Genomic DNA, 17,998 nt, shown 5'->3' with positions numbered 1-17,998 from the left:
CAAAAAGTGGTCGATGCCAATCCGTAACTGGACGTCTGCTCTGAATCGTTTTATGATTATGTTTGATGACCGTATCAGCAAGCATTTAATCTAAACGGCAGTTACACAGAATTCGGGATGGTCTCCACCTATGCGCGATGTTCATTTATGAATCAGCCATTTATGAATTAGCCATTAATAATACATAGGTGTACTATGAGAGCATTGGTTCAATACGAGCCAGTGCTCTTTTTATGTCTGTCATTACAATCACTATGGATGCTATCGTAGCTGAGCTATTGATCTTTACTCCATAAATAATGAGCGTACAACTAACCAAACTATGACTACCACCTCTTTTGTTTTAACCAGCTACAACATCCACAAAGGCATGTCACCGCTGAATCGCCAAGTGAAGATGCAAGGTATTGCTCAGGCGCTAGAGTCTGTGGGTTCAGACGTCTTGTGCCTGCAAGAAGTGCAAGGCCAAAACCTTAAACGCAATATGCAATACAACGAGTACCCAGATCAATCGCAGCATGAATGGTTCGGCGAATTTTTAGATTTGCAAAACAGTTACGGTAAAAACTCCGAATACGAAAACGGCCACCACGGCAATGCAGTATTGAGCCGCTTTCCGCTAGACCCCAAACACAATGTAAATATTACGGTTAATAAGCTTGAGCAGCGCGGTGTCTTGCACTGTGAGGTACAGCCTATCGGTTGGGAGATGCCAGTTGTCGTATTGTGTGCACATTTAAATTTATTTGAGCGTGATCGTATCAAGCAGTATCAAGCGATTAGTGATTACGTGCGAAATGAGATTGCGCCGGATCAACCACTTATCCTGGCAGGCGATTTTAATGATTGGAAAAAGATGTCTTGTGACAAACTGGCGTCAGATCTCGGTATGATAGAAGCGTTCAAGCATTGTCATGGCAAGCTGTTGCCAACCTTTCCCGCAAAACTGCCAGTACTTAGCTTAGATCGTATCTACGTGCGCAATTTGCTTGTGAAGGATGCTTGGGTACACACTGGAAAACCTTGGTCATCGCTATCAGATCATCTGCCCATTAGTGCAGAGCTGATGCTGCCCTAATACCTAACTATAATAATTCGTCTAAATGTATTATATTGGCAATCTATCGATATATGAACAATTGTCTTTATTGATCATATTATCGATTAATTATGCTCTCGATTGAAAGTGCTATTTGCAGCACAATGTTTCAATAAAATGAAGACCAAGTACAGCCTAATAAACAAAATATAAGGATATTCTACGATGGCAACAGCGTCTACTACTAATAACAATCAACAAGCTAACCACAACATACCTAAGACTCAGCACGCCGTACTCATACGCGAGTTCGGTGAGCCGGAAGTAATGAAATATCAAGATGGTGCTGATGTCCCTGAGCTACAGGACGACCAAGTACTGGTAAAAATTGCCTATGCTGGGATTAACCCTGTCGATTATAAAACCCGCCAAGGTAAAGGCTGGGGTGCGGAAAACATCCGTAAAGACAAGTTTGAGAATGATCAGCCAGCTATTTTAGGATTCGATGTATCAGGCGAAGTAGTCAGCAGCAATAGCGATGAGTTTGCTGTTGGCGATAGAGTAGCGGCCTTGACTTTTACCGGTGGTGGCTACGCGCAATATGTGGCAGTAGATGCCAAGTTGCTTGCAAAAGTACCAGATAATGTCAGCTTAGAGCAGGCAGGTGCTTTGCCTTGTATTGGACAAACGGCACTACAGTTTGTAGATTTTGCTGATATAAAAACAGAAGAGCATGTGGTGATTAATGCACCAGCAGGCGGTGTCGGTCATTTACTAATCCAATTGCTCATGAATAAAGTGGCGCAAGATAACATCAAGGTGACGGTAATTTGCTCACCAGAAAAGTACGCCAAGCTTGATGAGTTGATAGACGTATCTAAGCTAGCAGGTTGGATAGATTATACCAAAGATGAAGCGTTTCCTGACCTACAAGCCGATATGCTACTTGATTTAGTCGGTAATGATGCAGGTGTCCGCGCGCTTAGCGTGCTCAAGTCAGGCGCTCGCGTGAATGTGTTACCAACTATCTGGGTTGATAAGCTCAAAGAAGCTGGTCAGCAAAAAGACTTAGTAGTAGCAGGTTACAAAGCGCAGCGTAGTGGTCAAGATATGGCGCGTGTTTTACAGGAAGTAGCCGATGGTAATTTAACCTTAAAAATTCAAAAAACTTATCCACTCTCAGAAGTTGTTGCAGCGCATCACGAGCTACAAAAAGGCGATGCTTTTGGCAAGATTGTCTTGGCGGCAGCTGAGTGAATGTCAAGATTGCCTAATTATTAGGTATTGTTTGATAGGATTTATTAGTAAGGGGATGTCTGTTGAAACCCAGTAAACTTAACTGATGACCCAACAAATCATACAAAAGTTTTATTTTGGACAACAGAACGTCCCTGTAGTCTTTGCTTATTTATCATAGGATAGAAAGCGAACGATACTAATAAAGGGAATAATATGACTATCAACAATAAGACTATCAATAATAAGACCAGCAATGAAAAAACAGATGACCATATTGCTTATGAAGCAAAAGTACGTGCAGAGATAGAAGCATGGAAAAACCCTGATAAAGGAATTTTGGATAAAACGCTAACAGTGCTTAACACCCCTGTAGTAGCAGCCGGCGATGCATTGATGGAGGCTCCACAATTTGGCGATTCTCTAAAAAAAGCAACTGAGGAAACGATTAGTAACTTAAGTGATGCAGCCAACTGGACATTGGACACTCAAGGTGTTATCGATAGCTATCAAGAGATAGCGGATATTAACAATGCCTCTGTCAAGACGCTTGGCGACATTAAACGTCTACCCATTACGGTTGTAGATAAACAAGTTAAGCTTTTTAAAAGCAAATATGTAGCGCTAACCAGTGCGCAAGGGGTGACTACAGGGGTTGTAGGCTGGGCAGGTATCCCTGCTGACGTCGTTGGGCTTATTACAGCCAACCTACGTGCGATTGGAGAATATGCAACTTATTATGGCTTTGATATCAATGATAAAGGCGAGCAGCTATTTGCGATGTCTTTGTTGGCTGTAGCAACTTCTGCCTCTGTTGAGGAGCGTAAGGCGGCGTTAGATGACACTCAGGCGATGATTAAAGATCCAGAAACTCAGGCATTTAATCAGATTAATGAAGAGGTCGTGTCTCGTGTACTGCGTCAGACAGCGACTAAAGTAGCCACTAACATCGTTAAGACAAAAGCAGCGCAAATTATTCCAGCGGTAGGCGCAGTAGTCGCAGGTGGTGTTAATGCTAGCTACACTGCCAATGTGTGTGAAGCTGCTTACCAGTGTTATCGTGAGCGTTTTTTAGATCGTCTCGCGTAAGAATTAGATGACTCGTTAAGTCAGCGATAGTATCAAGATGTAAGCATATGCCGAAACGTTAGACTGATTCGCCCAGTATCGACCGTCTTTGTCTTAGTGATCGTATGCTTCCAAAAGGTCTGTGTGTCACCATGCATCACAACGAGCTGACCAGACTCAAGATAAAGTTCAACTTTGTCTTGAGTTTTTTTATGCTTAAAAACAAATTTGCGTGTGGCACCGAGCGATAAGGAGGCGATGACTGGTTGATGACCGAGCTCTTTTTCGTCATCAGCGTGATAGCCCATACCATCAGCGCCAGAAGGATAGTAATTAAGCAGGCAGGTGTTGAAATTAGCAATGACACCGATTTCTACTAAAGCTTGCTCAATTTTCTGTTTCACGTGAAACACTTTATCTAACCATGGAACGGTTTGTCGCACGTGTCCCGAGTATTGATAATTGGCATTTTTGTCTCCCATCCAGACAATTTTCCTAGTAGTCATATGGGTCTTACCAAATAACGTCACGATGTCTGGCTGCCAAGGTAGCTCATTTAGTAGAGTGTCGTAAAGAGCAGTGGCATCGTCGATAATCACGCCTAGATCATTCACCTTACCATCATAGGGTAGTAAGTTATCCGTGGGTGCAGGGGCAAAGAGATCAGTCATAATTTAGTCGTTGTAAATCCTTATTTACTGCTTTGGTAGTGCTCGTTGATGATTTGAGCGCATAGTTCAGGTGCTTCCATTGGCAATAGATGCCCATAATCTGACAGCGAAATAAGACTGCTATCTGGGACAAACTTTTTCCATTGCTTGCGTACTTTGTCATTGATGAACAGGGTAGGCTTGCCTGTAATCAAGGTGTAGGGACAGCGTAGTTTTTTGAGTGCGGCATCGATATGAGGTGCGCCAAAATAATTGGCCAGCTCTTGTTCTGGTGCAAACATAAGCGTATAGCTACCATCTGCATTCTTGCTCAGGCTTTGTTCAGCAAACAGTTGCAAGTGCTCATCGCTGATACGCTTATACGTACGCTGCGCACGTAGGCTCTCGTAATAACTATGGGTACTTGGCCAAGTAGATTGCTTGGTTAACGTGCTTTTGAAAGGCTCGCGGCTCAGTAGGACAGAGCGTGGCAAAAGGTTATAAAAGGTGGCTTGGTGTTTGGTAAATGTGACAGGCTCAATCAGGTACAACTGCGAAAAAAGCTCTGGACGTTTGGCAGCTGCCATCGCTGTGGCCGTCGCCCCTTGCGAGTGACCAATACCTATGACAGGCTTATCTTGGGTCTTTTCTAAAAACTCAATCAGCATATCAGCATCTTGCTCGCGCGTCAGACGACGGCTTTGCGGCTTATCATACCAGTAGCCACGCAGAGCAAGTGAGCTAATATCAAACCCAGTGGCTAGCTTACTTAACAGTGGTGTATAAGTGCCAACGGTAAAACTATTGCCACTATAAAAATGTGCTGGCGCGCGAGGAGTAGAGCTTGAATTTAGCGGCTGATTAAACTGGCTAAGGTCATAGTAGCGTGCCTGTTTTCCGCCCAGATTAATGCGGTTTGTAAATGCTTCCATAAAATAAACACTTCCTTGTGACTTATTTTGAGTGATTTGTTTTCTTGTAGTTTTGCTTTTTATGATTGAGCTGACTTAATGAATCCTAGTTGTCTTCACCTAAGAAGCCACCGCTTTGACGTTGCCACAGTCGAGCGTAGATACCATTTAATGCTAATAGTTCATCATGACTACCTTGCTCGATGATGCGGCCTTGATGCATAACGACCAGTCTATCCAGTGCGGCAATAGTAGACAGGCGGTGGGCAATAGCAATAACGGTCTTGCCGGTCATGATGTCATTTAAGCTTTCGGTAATGGCATATTCAATCTCAGAATCTAGCGCACTGGTGGCTTCATCCAAAAGCAAAATCGGCGCATTTTTTAGCATAACACGTGAAATAGCAATACGCTGACGTTGACCGCCAGATAGTTTGACTCCGCGTTCACCCACTTGGGTATCAAGTCCTGTATTGCCTTTATCATCGTACAGATCTTTGATGAAATCCCATGCCTGAGCTTGTTTGGCAGCGATCATAATCTCTTCGTCAGTAGCATCAGGACGACCATAGGCGATATTTTCACGCACGGTACGATGTAGCAACGAGGTATCTTGAGTCACCATACCAATCTGTTGACGCAACGATTCTTGCGTAACCGCATCAATAGCTTGACCATCAATTAGAATCTTACCGCTATCGACATCAAAGAAACGCAGCAACAGGTTGACCAAGGTTGATTTACCAGCACCTGAACGCCCAACCAAACCAATCTTTTCACCCGGCTTAATATCTAAGTGGAAGTTGTCCAACAGTTTGATATATGAGTTAGGAGCGCGCTTAGCGATGTTGGTACTATCAACCGTTTCGCCAGTTTGGCCATTGTCTTCTTCGTCATTCTCATAACTGAAGTCGACATGGTCAAATACGATACGCCCGTCCGTGACGGCCAGCGCTGGCGCGTCAGGTTTATCAATAATTGTCTGCGGCGCTGATAACGTACGCATACCGTCTTGAACTGTACCGATACTCTCAAACAAACTGGCTGTCTGCCACATAATCCAACGCGTCAAACCATTTAGACGCAATGCCATAGCTGTCGCAGCAGCAATGGCACCAACACCAACTGCGCCTTGTTGCCATAAGTACAATCCAATACCTGCCGTACTACTGACCAAGATCACGCTGATAAGATGGGTCGATACTTCTAAATAGCTGACCCAGCGCATCTGCGCATGTACCGTACCTAGGAATTGTCCCATGGCATTTTTGGCATAACCGAGCTCACGACGAGAATGGCTAAATAGCTTGACGGTCATGATATTGGCATAAGCATCAGTGATTCGTCCTGTCATTAAGGCACGGGCATCCGCTTGCACAATCGCTGTCTCTTTGAGTTTGGGGATAAAGTACCAAATGGTAATGGCAACCAAGACCAGCCAAATAATAAAAGGAATGAGTAGTAAGCTGTCTAAATTAAACAAAATCACCCCTGAGGTGATAAAGTAGACAGAGACATACATAAACATATCGGTGACGGTCATCACAGTATCGCGTACTGCTAGGGCTGTCTGCATTACCTTAGCTGAGACACGACCCGAAAACTCATCCTGATAAAACTGCATGGATTGCCCAAGCATTCGCTGATGAAACCGCCAGCGCATCTGCATAGGAAACACGCCTTGCAAGGTCTGAAAATGGATAAACGATGACAAGGCGATCCACAATGGACTCACTATCATGACAGCGAGCATGATGAGCAACATGTCGCCTTTTTCTACCCATAAGTTTTGCGGTGTATAAACGCCCAACCAATCGACGATATTACCTATCCAAGCAAACAGCATGGCCTCGTAGATACCGATACCAGCGGACAAAATCATAAAGATTAGTAGCCAGCCGCGTAGGCCATTGGTACATGCCCACAAAAACTTCAGCATGCCATCGCGAGGTGATGGCAATGGCATAGGGGTGTCTGGAAAGGCGGGTAGGCGGTTTTCAAAAAAGCGAAATAAAGCATTCATAGGCATTAATAAAACATCAATAGCAGTACGTCAAGATGAACGAGAGGACTCGTTATCTAGAATCTTTACTTTTGTGATTGGGATTAGGTGCTATTTTAGCAAAATTACTAATCATACCTGCATGCTAATTGTAATTTGCTTAAGAATAGCTGTGTCTTTAGTGCCTTAGTCACAACTATAATAAATAGATTGCTGTAGAAAACATATTTTGTTACATTCTACATCCAAACTTATTCATGGTTTAAATATTGCTTTTATAAGTATGATTTTATTGCAAATATCGGCTGATTAGCAGGCATTTTATTTAATGGTTTTGATCAATATACGAACAGTAATAACTCAACATTGAAGTTCAAAAGGTAGCAGTGAATGATGTATTTAATAATAGCGGTACTATGTAGCGTCGCCGTCTCAGTACTTTTGAAAATATTGCGCCAGAAAAATATAGATATTCGTCAGACCATCGTGGCAGGCTATCCTGTGGCTTTTTTACTGACTTGGGTATTACTAAAACCTGATGTAGGTGCCATTCATGCGCTTGATAGCGCTTGGGCAATCATCATTGCGCTTGGAGTACTATTACCTGCTGTATTTATCATTCTCGGACGAGCTATTGAAGCGGTGGGGATGGTAGCAACCGACGCCTCTCAGCGCTTGTCACTCATTATCCCCATCGTAGCGGCTTTTTTGCTATTCGGTGAGGTGCTGACTGGTACACGTATACTTGGATTGGCGTTAGGTTTTCTGGCATTAGGTGCGCTCGTCTATCGACCACAGCATAACGATATTACTCGCCAAGCAAAGCATACGCCACTATGGTTATTCGGGGTATGGGCAGGCTACGGCATTATTGATATTTTGTTCAAACAAGTGGCAAAACAAGGGGCGGCCTTTCCGTTGACTCTACTGGTAAGTTTTGGCGTAGCAGGTGTATTGCTTTTAATCTATTTACTGGTCACACGGGTACGTTGGCAAAAACAAGCGCTTATGACAGGTCTACTGCTCGGCACATTGAACATGGGCAATATTTATGCCTATGTGCGGGCACACCAAGTGCTGCATGATTCTCCTAGTATTGTTTTCACTGGTATGAATGTCGGTGTTATTGCCGTAGCGACATTGATTGGCGTAGGTGTATTTAAAGAGCAGCTGAACCGTATCAACATAATAGGATTAGTATTGGCAGTCTGCTGTGTAGGGGTACTGTTTTTGGCGTAATGCGCATTGTCTAAAAGTATTGGTTTCATGATTTTTTGGCTATATTGTCACGTATCCTATATAGGCATACAAATCATCCTATGATAAGGTTATCTACAAATAACACGGCTTGTATGGAATAAAAAAGCTTAGTTTATGATATTTAATTTAACCAATAAAAATAGGATGCAGGCTCAATGGAATACGATAAGCAATTACAGCGTATAAAAAATGGTTCAGGTTTTATTGCTGCGCTTGATCAAAGTGGCGGCAGCACACCGAAAGCGTTAGAGACTTATGGTGTCAGCAGCGATGCTTATGATAATGATGAGGCCATGTTTGATTTGGTTCATGAAATGCGTGCTCGTATCATGACGTGTGACTGTTTTGATAGTGAGCGTGTACTTGGTGCAATCTTGTTTGAAGATACCATGGAGCGCGAAGTTAATGGCAAGTCGACGGCCAATTATCTGTGGGAAAATAAAAATATCGTACCATTTTTAAAGGTAGATAAAGGTCTGGCTGAGCAAATGAGCGGCGTGCAAGTTATGAAGCCAATCCCGAATCTAGATCTATTATTAGATAAAGCAAAAAACTATCCTGTATTCGGTACTAAAATGCGCTCAGTCATTTATGAGCCAAACGTCGATGGTATCGAGCTTGTGATACAGCAGCAGTTTGATGTGGCGAAGCAGATTATTTCAAAAGGTTTGATGCCTATCGTCGAGCCAGAGGTCAATATTGATAGCACTCAAAAGCATGAGTGCGAGTTACTGTTGAAGGCAGATATCCTGCGCAATCTGGAACGCTTAAGTGAAAAACATCAAGTGATGCTTAAGCTGACCCTGCCAGAAGAGGCGGGGTTTTATCAGGAGCTGATTGATCATCCTAAAGTGCTCAAAGTAGTGGCGCTGTCTGGTGGTTATAGTCGTAGCGATGCTTGTGCCAAGCTCAAACAAAACCCAGGTATGATTGCGAGCTTCTCGCGTGCCTTTACTGAAGGCTTGAGTAAACAGCAAAGCGACAGCGAGTTTGCTGAGACCATTAATGCTTCAATTGAAGAGATTTATGAAGCGTCAAAAGTGTAAACGTAGTAAATAAAACTTCGCACATAAATCATGAGTAAATAAGCCAAAAAAAGCCCTACTAGATAAGTGTGCAAATACTTAAATAGTAGGGCTTTTCTTATTTCAAAAGTATAGGTTATTAACTCTACACCTCTTTATATAACTGGCGTCCTTCGTTGTTATATTTTTTAGTCATCTCGGCCATGCCTTGGCGAATTTCCTCAGCAGTGGCTTCACCCACTTGTCCGACGAGCTCTGTATTTACTTCTTTGATTAGGTGACCGGCATCGGTTAAGTCGCCCGTTTGTGGCGTTACTTTTTGGTTAGCGGCCTCTTTATCCAGCCCTGCTGCATATTCACGCACGTTTTGAGTGATTTTCATTGAACAAAACTTAGGGCCACACATGGAGCAAAAGTGTGCCGATTTGTGTGCGTCTTTTGGCAATGTCTCATCATGATATTCACGTGCAGTATCAGGATCGAGTGCTAGATTGAACTGATCATCCCAGCGGAATTCGAAACGTGCTTTAGATAGTGCGTTATCACGTGCCTGTGCTCCTGGATGACCTTTAGCAAGGTCAGCAGCGTGTGCAGCGATTTTATAAGTAATAATGCCGTCTTTAACGTCTTTTTTGTTTGGTAGACCTAAGTGTTCTTTTGGCGTGACATAGCACAGCATCGCTGTACCAAACCATCCAATCATCGCAGCTCCGATGGCGCTGGTGATGTGGTCATAACCTGGAGCGATATCTGTGGTTAATGGCCCTAAAGTATAGAAAGGCGCGTCCGCACAAAGCTCAAGCTGCAAGTCCATGTTTTCTTTGATGCGGTTCATCGCGACGTGTCCAGGGCCTTCGATCATTACCTGTACATCGTGCTCCCATGCCACTTTGGTCAATTCACCAAGCGTACGTAGCTCACCGAACTGCGCTTCATCATTGGCATCTTGCAAGCAACCAGGGCGTAGGCCATCACCTAGACTAAATGCTACATCGTACTGTTTCATAATCTCGCAGATGTCTTCGAAATGCGTATATAAAAAGCTTTCCTTGTGATGGGCTAAACACCACTGCGCCATGATAGAGCCGCCGCGTGAGACGATACCTGTCAGACGTTTTGCGGTGAGCGGCACATAGCGTAATAGCACGCCAGCGTGAATGGTAAAGTAATCGACGCCTTGCTCTGCTTGCTCAATCAACGTATCACGGAATATCTCCCATGTAAGGTCTTCAGCGACGCCATCGACTTTTTCTAGGGCTTGATAAATCGGTACCGTACCAATCGGTACAGGAGAGTTACGGATTAGCCATTCACGGGTTTCATGAATATGATTGCCCGTTGATAAATCCATAATAGTATCCGCACCCCAACGTGTTGCCCACGTCATTTTAGATACTTCTTCATCGATAGACGAGCCCAACGCTGAGTTACCGATATTGGCATTGATTTTCACCAAGAAATTGCGACCGATGATCATCGGCTCAGATTCAGGATGGTTGATGTTGTTTGGGATAATTGCGCGTCCAGCTGCCACTTCATCACGAACAAATTCAGGGGTGATGATTTGAGGCGTATTGGCACCGAAGCTTTCGCCATCATGTTGACGCATATCGGTCAGTTCATGCTGCTTTTGCGTTTCGCGTATGGCGATATATTCCATTTCAGGAGTGATGATGCCTCGGCGCGCGTAGTACATTTGCGTGACGTTCTGTCCTGCTTTGGCGCGACGCGGTTTATCAATATGGGCAAATCTAAGGTTAGCAGTGCTGATATCGCGGGCACGTGCTTGTCCGTATGAGCTAGATAGGCCACTTAATTGCTCGGTATCACCGCGTTCTGCGATCCAGTTCTCACGCAGTTTTGGCAATCCACGTGTGAGGTCGATATTGACATTAGGGTCGGTATATACACCTGAGGTGTCATATACATAAAACGGCGGGTTGTGCTCACCGTCTTTATCTCCAGTACCGCCAACAGGCGTATCAGCCAAGCTGATTTCACGCATCGGTACTTGGATATCAGGTCTTGAGCCTTCGATATAGACTTTTCTTGAGGCAGGTAAAATACGGTGCAAGTCGCGCGCATCTTCTTCGAAACGGGCATCACTTGCGGCACGGTGAGCAGGGGTTTTTAGCGCATCTGCTTTTTTATCTGCTTTGACGTTGGTTGTGTCAGCAGCATTTGAAGCAAGCGTTGAGTTGTCGGCTGGGTTATGCGTTTGGGCTTTCGGTGCAATTGAGGTGGTGTCTGCAGTAGTCATATGCTGTCCTAGCGTGTTGGTTTTTGAATAAAATCAACACCGCCAGTATCTGCGGGGGTAGGCATCCATCATCTAGACAAGTTTATATCATGAACCCACAACTTCGACCAAAAAATATCGTCGCGCATGGTGGTCATCAAATATTGGACGCAGCTTGATATCCTCTCTTCTTATCTGGCTATGCATCACGCATATTAAGACAGTAGTGACGATAAAAATGTATTTCTACGCGCCCTTTGTCATAAATAACAAAGTGCTTAAGACTTCCCTGCGTCGGTACTAACCGCATCAGGTTCGGCGGGTGATCTCTCAGCGAATGTATCAAGGCGACTACTTTAATAAAGCAAGTTTAATAAAGTGAGCCAAAAATACACCGCACCCCGAGTCTGTCAGTGTTGTAAATCAGCCTTCATACTAACAAAATTCTGTACCAACGGCTAATGGTATTTGGATACAAATATCCTGTGCCACAAATACTATTCAATATTTTCGTGAATAATTTTTCTGAGTGTTGATAGATGAGCATGCTTAGTATTATTAGGTTGTAGACAAATTATTCAAATATTATGTAAAGCGAATGAAGGATTCTAGAAGTTGTCATTAAACTGTCATAAAGATTTGGCAAGATAACACGCATATCACAAGCAATGCTTTTTTATACCGTTGTTAAACTTCAGGAGTCCTACATGCGTTATTCGTTATTAGCAGTGGCCGTCAGTTGTACATTAATGCTTACGGCGTGTAATAAGTCAACAGATACGGCGGAGCCAACTGCTGATACTAGCAGTAGCGCTGTGACAACAGCTGAAACAACCTCTCAGACAGCATCTTCTGCTACGTCAGATTTTAAGTCTGCTGAAAATATCGCTATGAATATTACAGGTGCAGGTGCGTCGTTCCCGCAGCCTATCTATGCGAAATGGTCATATGATTACAATGCTGCGACTGGTGGCCAAGTCAACTATCAGTCGATTGGCTCATCTGGTGGTATCAAACAAATTCAGTCAAAAACAGTAGACTTTGGTGCTTCTGATGCCCCAATGACGCCTGAAGAGTTAGACGAAGCAGGTCTGATTCAGTTCCCAACAGTCATCGGTGGTGTTGTACCAATCGTCAACATTGATGGCGTTGAGCCTGGTGCACTGAAGCTAGACGGTACGACTTTAGCTGATATCTATTTGGGTAAGATTAGCAACTGGAATGACCCTGCGATTAAGGCGATGAACCCAGATTTGACCTTGCCAGATGCCCCAATCACAACAGTATTCCGCTCAGATGGTTCAGGTACGACTTTCAACTTCACTGACTATCTTGCCAAGGTTTCACCAGACTGGAAAGACACCGTTGGTGTTGATAAAACCGTCAAATGGCCGACTTCTGCTACTGGTGCAGGCGGTAAAGGTAACGAAGGCGTTGCAAGCTACGTAAACCGCATGAAAAACTCTATCGGCTATGTTGAGTATGCTTACGCTAAGCAAAATAAGATGTCACATACTGCGCTGAAAAACGCAGCTGGTAACATCGTACAGCCATCTGCTGAGACGTTTGCTGCGGCAGGTGATATCGACTGGTCACAACAAGAAGGCTTTTATAAAGTCATCACCAACTCTGAAACTGACCAAGCATGGCCTATCGCTGCTGCGACCTTTATCTTGGTACATAAGCAACCAGAAAATCCTCAGCAAGTCGCTGGCGTATTGAACTTCTTTGACTGGGCTTATACCCAAGGTGATGACAGCGCCATGGAACTAGACTACGTACCATTCTCTGACACGGCAGTAGCCTTGTTCAAAGAGAAGTGGAACGAAGTGAAAGGTAGCGATGGACAGCCTGTCTACAAGCCAGCTCAGTAATTTGTTTTTGCTAAATACTATTTAGCAACTGACAAGTTATCCTCTCGAATAACTATTCTCCGGTAGTTGTTTGAGAGGTTTTAACACAGCAAATTTGATGGATACATCTCGATAAATATGCTTACTCATACCGTTTAAGTTTGTTGTGTTAAAACCTGATATACATCTTTTTAATATTTCGATTCATCCCATTCAATGCTGAGACACTTATGACAGACTTAAGGTCCCAACTGGCTAAACAAAAACGTTACGACGCTTTATTTGTTAACTCTACTAAAGCGTTTGCCATACTCGTCCTCCTATCTTTAGGGGGCATTTTGGTGTCTCTAATTGTTGGAGCATGGCCGAGTATTCAAGAGTTTGGTTTGGGATTTTATACCAGCAATAACTGGGATACAGTCGCCAATGAATACGGTGCATTAGCGCCTATTTACGGTACCTTAGTCACGTCATTTATCGCTATTGTTATCGCGGTTCCAGTCAGTTTCGGTATTGCGATATTTTTAACCGAGATGTGCCCTAAGTTCCTCAAAAAACCACTTGGTATCGCCATTGAGTTGTTGGCTGGTATCCCATCTATCATTTATGGCATGTGGGGATTGTTCGTATTTGCGCCATTCTTTGGTGATCACATTCAGCCATGGTTTATTGAGCACGTTGGGCCTTTGCCTATTATCGGTAAACTGTTTGCAGGTGCGCCTATGGGGCTAGGTATGTTTACCGCATCCCTAGTACTTGCCATTATGATCATACCGTTCATCGCTGCCACCATGCGCGATGTCTTTTCTGTCGTACCAGACTTACTGAAAGAGTCAGCATATGGCATGGGCGCGACGACTTGGGAAGTCATGTTCAAGATTATCTTGCCTTATACCAAAGCTGGTGTCGTTGGTGGCGTAATTTTGGGTCTTGGTCGTGCATTGGGTGAGACGATGGCAGTTACTTTCTTGATTGGCAATGCGTTTAATATCAGTCCAAGCCTATTTACTTCTGGTGTGACGATTACTTCGGCCTTGGCCAATGAGTTTGCTGAAGCGTCAAGTGAGCTGCATCTAGCGTCTTTACTACATCTAGGCTTAATCTTATTTGTCATCACCTTCATTGTGCTGTCTTTAGCAAAACTGATGCTCATGCGCATGGATCACAAAGCAGGTAACCGATAGGTCTGTTACCGATTTATTGAACCTTGATAGATATTGATAAAAGATATGGGAAATAAATATTATGCCTGCTAACAATGCGATCAATGCACCACTACCTACTAAGCCAAACGGCGCTACCCGCTACAATCAAAGCCTGTATAACAAGCGTCGTTTGACCAACAAGTTAGGTCTAGGCTTTGCTATGTCAGCGATGGTTTTTGGCTTATTTTGGTTGTCATGGATTTTGGTGACTTTGTTTGTTGAAGGCTTCCAAGGCATGGTGCAGCTACCAATCTTTACCGCTGATACGCCGCCACCGATGAGTGCGGGCGGCTTACGTAATGCCATCGTTGGTTCGGTCATGTTAGCGTTTTCAGGATTATTTATCGGTGCACCTATTGGCCTTATGACAGGTATTTACTTATCTGAGTTTTCTAAAGGCAGTATGTTGGGCAAGGTCACACGCTTTTTAAATGATATTTTATTGTCAGCGCCATCGATTGTCATCGGTCTATTTATCTATGCACTGATGGTAAAAGGTCAAAGTTTCTCTGGTTGGGCAGGCGCGTTGGCATTGGCATTGATTGTTATTCCAGTGGTCGTACGTACGACAGAAAACATGCTGAACTTGGTACCGAATAGTCTACGCGAAGCGGCCTATGCGCTAGGTACTCCTAAATGGAAACTGGTCACTCAGGTTACGGTAAAAGCTGCGCGAGCGGGACTGACCACAGGTGTGCTATTGGCTTTTGCTCGAATCACTGGTGAGACAGCACCGTTACTATTTACCGCACTTAACAATCAGTACTTCAGTACAGATATGGGGCAGCCTATTGCTAACTTACCCAATACCATTTACCAGTTTGCGATGAGTCCTTATGACAACTGGCATACATTGGCTTGGGCGGCGGCACTACTTATCACCGCATCTGTTCTAGTGTTGAATATATTGGCAAGATTTATCGGTGGTAGAGGTCAGCCCAAATAAGGGCTGAGAGCAGACCAGACTGTAGTACGCTACACGCTAAGCATTTACTTAAACTTATATGAAATTAATTGAGCTAGGTTGAAATATTATGAATGATGTCCTAAGCAACGTCCGTACGAACACGACTGCTGACAACTTTAATACGGCAACAGGCAGCCTATTAAATAGACCCATGTCTACTAGCGCCCAAGCTCAGCAACCAAACACTGCTGATTTTAATAAGCAAACGATTCAAGATATTCCTAAGAATATGCCTGCTGCCAAAATGGAAGTTCGAGATCTAAACTTCTATTACGATGATTTTCAGGCATTGAAAAACATCAATATCGATATTGCTGATAAGAAAGTGACTGCTTTTATTGGTCCTTCAGGTTGTGGTAAGTCTACGCTACTGCGTACCTTTAATCGCATGTACGATCTATATCCAGGTATGCGCGCAGAGGGCAGCATCAATCTAGATGGCAAAAACATCTTAGGTAAAGACATCGATGTGAATTTACTGCGTGCACAAGTTGGTATGGTTTTTCAGAAGCCAACGCCATTTCCGATGTCAATCTATGACAATGTCGCTTTTGGTGTAAGACTGTATGAAAAATTAAGTAAGGCTGAGCTGGATCATCGCGTCGAGTGGGCACTGAAAAAATCAGCGCTATGGCCAGAAGTGAAAGACAAGCTAAAAGCATCAGGACTGTCGTTATCAGGTGGTCAGCAGCAACGCCTGTGTATCGCCCGTAGTGTGGCGACCAAACCTGAAGTGCTGCTACTCGATGAGCCGACATCAGCACTGGATCCTATCTCAACGGGTGCTATCGAAGATTTGATCGAAGATCTGAAAAACGACTATACCATCGCCATCGTCACTCATAATATGCAGCAGGCGGCACGCGTATCTGACTACACTGTCTATATGTATCTAGGCGATATGATTGAGATGGGTGAGACCGATCAGATATTCACCAAACCTACCCAAACCGCGACGGAAGACTATATTACAGGTCGTTATGGCTAACATTGATTGAGATTGAAATCGGTACAAGCAGACAAAGCTGATTAGCATGTCATAAGCCGACTTTCTAACTTCACAAGCACACCGCGCTATTAAAATATAGATTCTAGGGAATACCTCTCATGCAAAGTGATAAGCATATCTCCAAAAGTTTTGACCAAGATCTTGATGAAGCCATCCGTTTATTTTTATATATGGGTGATAGCGCGGCTAACCAAGTGGCCAAAGCTATTCATGCTCTGATCGATAAAGACGAAACACTGGCGCAAGAAGTCATCGATATGGACTTCGATATCAATCGAATGGAGGTCGAACTCGACGAGCATATTTTATTATTGGTCGCCAAACGCCAGCCAGCTGCCAGTGATTTGCGCTTAGTCATGTCGATCAGTAAAGGTGTGGTTGATTTGGAACGTATCGGCGATGAAGCGGTAAAGATTGCGCGAATGGCCAGTAAAATTGCGGCAGAAGGCAACTCAGCATACGGCTATGCTGAGGTTCAGCACTTGAGCAATCAAGTTCGTCTAATGCTAAACAACTCGCTAGAAGCTTTCAGTCAATCAAATGCGGAGCAAGCGTTTGAAGTGATGCGTAATGACAGCGTGGTCAATACCGAATATCAGTCAGCCATTCGTTCCTTGATGACCTATATTATGGAAGACTCACGCCATGTATCAAAAGTCATTAATATTATGTGGATATTACGATCGCTAGAGCGTATTGGTGACCATGCACAAAATGTCGCAGAGCTAGTGATTAACTATATCAGTGGGCAGGACGTGCGTCATTCAGACTATGCGATGGTCGAAAAAGCGGTACAAGAAGCCAATGACCGCTTAGCTGCCCGTCAAGTTAGTACATTGTCAACCAATGAGCTTGAAACGTCAGATAGTGATGAAGGCTGATAGGAAAGACATTGATTTTCACCTTACAATAAAAAAACGCGCTATAGTAAGCGCGTTTTTTTATAACTACTAAATGTAGCTAGTAGAAAGCCAGTAAATACTAACTTTCTGGTGTCCAGCCTTGTGCACGCTCATAGTCTTCATTGTCTAAGAACTTATCACGCTGCTCTGTTAAAAACTTTTTGGCAGCAGGATCCATCATGCTTAGATGATTCTCATTAATAAGCATAGTTTGATGCTCAAGCCATTCTTTCCACGCCTTTTCAGATACGGTCTCTTGCAGCTCTTGACCTTTTTTATTAGGGAAGGGTGGATGTGGCATCTTTGGCAAATCTTGCTTATATTTACGGCAAAAAACAGTATTTGCTTGAGGGTTAAAAGTCTCAGTCATAAGGCATTCCTTATTCATTATATTAAGTGGTTAAATCAAATATCATATGAGTCTATGATAACGGTCTTGGTAGATTTAGCAAAGGGTACTAATGTATATCGTCAAGCCTCTATCCATTTGTTATAAAGTCTCTGGTATAGTCAATCTTAGATAAAACCGATACAATATTTATAACCAATTCATTTAGTGAAATAAACGATGACCTATTCAATCGACTTTCGCAAACAAGTGTTACGAAGCATTAAAGACGGCATGACCATTA

At 43.6% G+C, this 17,998-nt stretch carries 15 protein-coding genes and 1 riboswitch; of the genes, 10 read left to right on the top strand and 5 right to left on the bottom strand.

Translation table 11 applies throughout. The annotated features are described in order from the left end of the window. Window positions 1-322: 322 nt before the first annotated feature. The 3 genes from JMX63_RS13340 (at window position 323) to JMX63_RS13330 (ending at window position 3,364) form a co-directional block, all read left to right on the top strand. Window positions 323-1,078 carry an endonuclease/exonuclease/phosphatase family protein gene (locus JMX63_RS13340; protein WP_102078254.1) on the top strand — a complete coding sequence of 252 codons (756 nt, stop codon included), beginning with the start codon at window positions 323-325 and terminating at the stop codon, window positions 1,076-1,078. A gap of 186 nt (window positions 1,079-1,264) precedes the next feature. Next, window positions 1,265-2,296, top strand: coding sequence for an NADP-dependent oxidoreductase (locus JMX63_RS13335; RefSeq protein ID WP_201572905.1), 1,032 nt, complete (start codon window positions 1,265-1,267; stop codon window positions 2,294-2,296). 195 nt (window positions 2,297-2,491) lie between these two features. After that, window positions 2,492-3,364: an EcsC family protein gene (locus JMX63_RS13330; RefSeq protein ID WP_201572903.1), complete on the top strand. Its 873-nt coding sequence runs from the start codon at window positions 2,492-2,494 to the stop codon at window positions 3,362-3,364. A 32-nt stretch (window positions 3,365-3,396) separates the two neighbouring features. Here JMX63_RS13330 and JMX63_RS13325 read toward each other — a convergent pair whose 3' ends face one another. The 3 genes from JMX63_RS13325 to JMX63_RS13315 form a co-directional block, all read right to left on the bottom strand. Continuing rightward, complete coding sequence (locus JMX63_RS13325) at window positions 3,397-4,014, bottom strand: alpha-ketoglutarate-dependent dioxygenase AlkB family protein (RefSeq protein ID WP_201572901.1); 618 nt, start codon at window positions 4,012-4,014, stop codon at window positions 3,397-3,399. Window positions 4,015-4,034: 20 nt separating this feature from the next. Continuing rightward, window positions 4,035-4,925, bottom strand: a complete 891-nt coding sequence (locus tag JMX63_RS13320) for an alpha/beta fold hydrolase (protein WP_201572899.1) — start codon at window positions 4,923-4,925, stop codon at window positions 4,035-4,037. Between the two features lie 85 nt (window positions 4,926-5,010). Continuing rightward, window positions 5,011-6,927, bottom strand: coding sequence for an ABC transporter ATP-binding protein (locus JMX63_RS13315; RefSeq protein ID WP_201572897.1), 1,917 nt, complete (start codon window positions 6,925-6,927; stop codon window positions 5,011-5,013). 369 nt (window positions 6,928-7,296) lie between these two features. Between JMX63_RS13315 and JMX63_RS13310 the strand changes: the two genes are divergently transcribed. After that, window positions 7,297-8,145 carry an EamA/RhaT family transporter gene (locus JMX63_RS13310; protein WP_165597082.1) on the top strand — a complete coding sequence of 283 codons (849 nt, stop codon included), beginning with the start codon at window positions 7,297-7,299 and terminating at the stop codon, window positions 8,143-8,145. 176 nt (window positions 8,146-8,321) lie between these two features. Beyond that, window positions 8,322-9,212 (top strand): fructose bisphosphate aldolase, encoded by an 891-nt coding sequence (locus JMX63_RS13305; RefSeq protein WP_165597081.1) that lies wholly within the window; start codon window positions 8,322-8,324, stop codon window positions 9,210-9,212. Between the two features lie 124 nt (window positions 9,213-9,336). Here the strand turns inward: JMX63_RS13305 and thiC are convergent, their stop codons facing one another. Then, on the bottom strand, window positions 9,337-11,451 hold the full coding sequence (thiC, locus tag JMX63_RS13300) for a phosphomethylpyrimidine synthase ThiC (protein WP_227673340.1): 2,115 nt from the start codon (window positions 11,449-11,451) through the stop codon (window positions 9,337-9,339). Between the two features lie 248 nt (window positions 11,452-11,699). Then, a riboswitch (TPP riboswitch) is annotated at window positions 11,700-11,844 on the bottom strand. Window positions 11,845-12,137: 293 nt separating this feature from the next. On the opposite strand from thiC, the gene pstS reads away from it, so the two are divergent. The 5 genes from pstS (at window position 12,138) to phoU (ending at window position 17,345) form a co-directional block, all read left to right on the top strand. After that, the gene (gene pstS / locus JMX63_RS13295; protein ID WP_201572895.1) at window positions 12,138-13,304 is read left to right on the top strand and encodes a phosphate ABC transporter substrate-binding protein PstS; all 1,167 of its coding nucleotides are present in this window, start codon (window positions 12,138-12,140) and stop codon (window positions 13,302-13,304) included. A gap of 209 nt (window positions 13,305-13,513) precedes the next feature. After that, window positions 13,514-14,467, top strand: a complete 954-nt coding sequence (gene pstC / locus JMX63_RS13290) for a phosphate ABC transporter permease subunit PstC (RefSeq protein WP_101204645.1) — start codon at window positions 13,514-13,516, stop codon at window positions 14,465-14,467. 61 nt (window positions 14,468-14,528) lie between these two features. After that, window positions 14,529-15,434, top strand: coding sequence for a phosphate ABC transporter permease PstA (gene pstA, locus JMX63_RS13285; RefSeq protein WP_102078265.1), 906 nt, complete (start codon window positions 14,529-14,531; stop codon window positions 15,432-15,434). Between the two features lie 172 nt (window positions 15,435-15,606). After that, window positions 15,607-16,443, top strand: coding sequence for a phosphate ABC transporter ATP-binding protein PstB (gene pstB / locus JMX63_RS13280; RefSeq protein ID WP_165597107.1), 837 nt, complete (start codon window positions 15,607-15,609; stop codon window positions 16,441-16,443). Window positions 16,444-16,562: 119 nt separating this feature from the next. Then, window positions 16,563-17,345 (top strand): phosphate signaling complex protein PhoU, encoded by a 783-nt coding sequence (gene phoU / locus JMX63_RS13275; protein ID WP_201572893.1) that lies wholly within the window; start codon window positions 16,563-16,565, stop codon window positions 17,343-17,345. Window positions 17,346-17,445: 100 nt separating this feature from the next. Here the strand turns inward: phoU and JMX63_RS13270 are convergent, their stop codons facing one another. Beyond that, window positions 17,446-17,736 carry an oxidative damage protection protein gene (locus JMX63_RS13270; protein WP_057757820.1) on the bottom strand — a complete coding sequence of 97 codons (291 nt, stop codon included), beginning with the start codon at window positions 17,734-17,736 and terminating at the stop codon, window positions 17,446-17,448. Window positions 17,737-17,998: the final 262 nt, after the last annotated feature.

It is taken from the genome of Psychrobacter nivimaris, from assembly GCF_904846365.1.
GTDB classification, from domain to species: domain Bacteria; phylum Pseudomonadota; class Gammaproteobacteria; order Pseudomonadales; family Moraxellaceae; genus Psychrobacter; species Psychrobacter nivimaris_B.
The sequence above is the reverse complement of the archived record's forward strand: the minus strand, read 5'-3'. Positions and strand labels throughout refer to the sequence as shown.

Coding starts and splice junctions, on each gene's coding strand:
- JMX63_RS13340 (WP_102078254.1), top strand. CDS start 323: ATGACTACCACCTCTTTTGTTTTAACCAGCTACAACATCCACAAAGGC.
- phoU (WP_201572893.1), top strand. CDS start 16,563: ATGCAAAGTGATAAGCATATCTCCAAAAGTTTTGACCAAGATCTTGAT.
- JMX63_RS13335 (WP_201572905.1), top strand. CDS start 1,265: ATGGCAACAGCGTCTACTACTAATAACAATCAACAAGCTAACCACAAC.
- pstA (WP_102078265.1), top strand. CDS start 14,529: ATGCCTGCTAACAATGCGATCAATGCACCACTACCTACTAAGCCAAAC.
- pstS (WP_201572895.1), top strand. CDS start 12,138: ATGCGTTATTCGTTATTAGCAGTGGCCGTCAGTTGTACATTAATGCTT.
- JMX63_RS13320 (WP_201572899.1), bottom strand. CDS start 4,925: ATGGAAGCATTTACAAACCGCATTAATCTGGGCGGAAAACAGGCACGC.
- JMX63_RS13330 (WP_201572903.1), top strand. CDS start 2,492: ATGACTATCAACAATAAGACTATCAATAATAAGACCAGCAATGAAAAA.
- pstB (WP_165597107.1), top strand. CDS start 15,607: ATGTCTACTAGCGCCCAAGCTCAGCAACCAAACACTGCTGATTTTAAT.
- thiC (WP_227673340.1), bottom strand. CDS start 11,451: ATGACTACTGCAGACACCACCTCAATTGCACCGAAAGCCCAAACGCAT.
- JMX63_RS13315 (WP_201572897.1), bottom strand. CDS start 6,927: ATGAATGCTTTATTTCGCTTTTTTGAAAACCGCCTACCCGCCTTTCCA.
- pstC (WP_101204645.1), top strand. CDS start 13,514: ATGACAGACTTAAGGTCCCAACTGGCTAAACAAAAACGTTACGACGCT.
- JMX63_RS13325 (WP_201572901.1), bottom strand. CDS start 4,014: ATGACTGATCTCTTTGCCCCTGCACCCACGGATAACTTACTACCCTAT.
- JMX63_RS13310 (WP_165597082.1), top strand. CDS start 7,297: ATGATGTATTTAATAATAGCGGTACTATGTAGCGTCGCCGTCTCAGTA.
- JMX63_RS13270 (WP_057757820.1), bottom strand. CDS start 17,736: ATGACTGAGACTTTTAACCCTCAAGCAAATACTGTTTTTTGCCGTAAA.
- JMX63_RS13305 (WP_165597081.1), top strand. CDS start 8,322: ATGGAATACGATAAGCAATTACAGCGTATAAAAAATGGTTCAGGTTTT.